1 protein-coding gene is annotated in these 1,717 nt (G+C 64.8%); it reads left to right on the top strand.

Annotated elements, in window-relative coordinates; translation table 11 throughout:
* Window positions 1-264: 264 nt before the first annotated feature.
* Window positions 265-1,626, top strand: coding sequence for an adenylate/guanylate cyclase domain-containing protein (locus VFZ66_25070; GenBank protein HEX6292482.1), 1,362 nt, complete (start codon window positions 265-267; stop codon window positions 1,624-1,626).
* The last annotated feature ends 91 nt before the right edge of the window (window positions 1,627-1,717 follow it).

The raw sequence follows: 1,717 nt of genomic DNA, 5'->3' as shown, positions 1-1,717 counted from the left end.
GGCCGCGATCAGGGTCCTGCGCAGGTTGCTCATGGTGTCCGTCCCTCTGTGACTGGCGTTACGCGAGGGAGCTAATCGCGGTCATCGGTACGCTCAATGTCCGCCGACCGGCCACTTGGTAGCGGACTGTTTCAGGAGGCGGCGCTTGATACAGTCCGATACAATTTCGTGCTGAGGCCGGTGGCGAACGGCGCTACCAAGCGACAGCGGGGGCCTAGCTCTTGGTGAAAGCGACGGTTTCCTACAGCTGGTCGGGGGGCTTCGGTGCCGATTGACGGCGTGGAGGGACGCCAGCAACCGGAAGGACGCGCGCCGCGTGCGACCGTGGCTGACACGCGCGATCTGTTGCGCCAGGCCGAGCTTGATGGCGAGCGGGTCGCCGCGCTCTTCCGGCTCGTCATCTGCGCGTCGTTACTGTCGGTCGTTGCCTTCACCGACCAGGGCCTGCATCGGCTCGATATTTCGACGTGGCTGTTCCTGTACGGCGTCGGGATGCTGGTTGGCATCGGTCTCGCCCGGCGGGGGATCTTCCATCCATCCATCCCCTACCTGTTCGTCACCTTCGACATCGTGATGGTGTCGATCCAGCTGCTGCTGCTGACCCAGATGATCGGCATGCCGCCGAGCCACAGTTTCGCCATGCCGGTCGCGGCCCTGGTATTCGTCATCATGGTGCACGCCTCGATGCGCTACCGGCCGTGGCTGGTCGTCTATGCTGCGGCGTTGTTCGTCGTGACCGTCGAAGCCGGCGCCTTTCTGCTTTCAGCCGGCGATGGCGCGCTCAGTCACGGCATGCGCATGGCTGATCAGGGAATGCTCGGAAACTTCATGCTCTTCCAAGCTTTCCCAATTACGATTGTTGGCCTGTCAGCCGTGATTCTCCTTGTGACTGGGCAACGAACCAGACGTTTGCTTTTCGAATCGATCGATCAGACCTACCGCGCAGCCAAACTGTCACGCTATTTCTCGCCGAACCTGGCGGAGCGGCTGGCCGCAAGTCCCGACGAGCAGTTACTGGCGGGAAGTCGTCAGCGCGTGGCCGTGCTGTTCGTCGACATCCGTGGCTTCACCGCCATGGCCGAGGCGATGGATCCGAAGGAGCTGGGCGGGTTTCTGTCGGAGTTCCGGGGCCGCTTGTCGGCACCGATCTTCAGCCACGATGGCACGGTCGACAAGTTCATCGGCGACGCGATCATGGCCGTCTTCGGGGCGCCGCTGTCGCATGCTGACGACGCCCGCCGGGCGCTGAACTGCGCGCTCGACATGCTCGACGCGGTCGGCAGTTGGTCGCAGGAGCGCGAGAAGGCGGGCCTTCCTCTGGTCAGCATCGGCATCGGCGGCCATTACGGCGAAGTGTTCGCGGGCGCGCTGGGTGACCAGCACCTGCTCGAGTACACGGTCATCGGCGACACGGTGAATGTGGCCGAGCGCCTCGAACGGCTGACCCGCGAGTTCGGGAGCCCGCTGGTGGTCTCGGCCAGGCTGCTCGCAGCCGCAGGTGAGCGGATCGTGGACGACCGATGGGTGCGGCTCGCGGCACAGACGCTACCCGGGCACCGGGCCCAGATCGAGGCGTTCGCCATGCGCAGCTCGCACTCGGGCACCCGAGTGCTAACTCTACCCTGATCGGGGACGACCGAGGCGGCGCCCATGCAGGAATCCCCGCACGTTCTGATCGTTGACGACGACCGCGAGCTGTTGCGACTCCTGGCCCGCT

Source organism: Herpetosiphonaceae bacterium (assembly GCA_036374795.1).
Lineage (GTDB): Bacteria > Chloroflexota > Chloroflexia > Chloroflexales > Kallotenuaceae > LB3-1.
The sequence above is the reverse complement of the archived record's forward strand: the minus strand, read 5'-3'. Positions and strand labels throughout refer to the sequence as shown.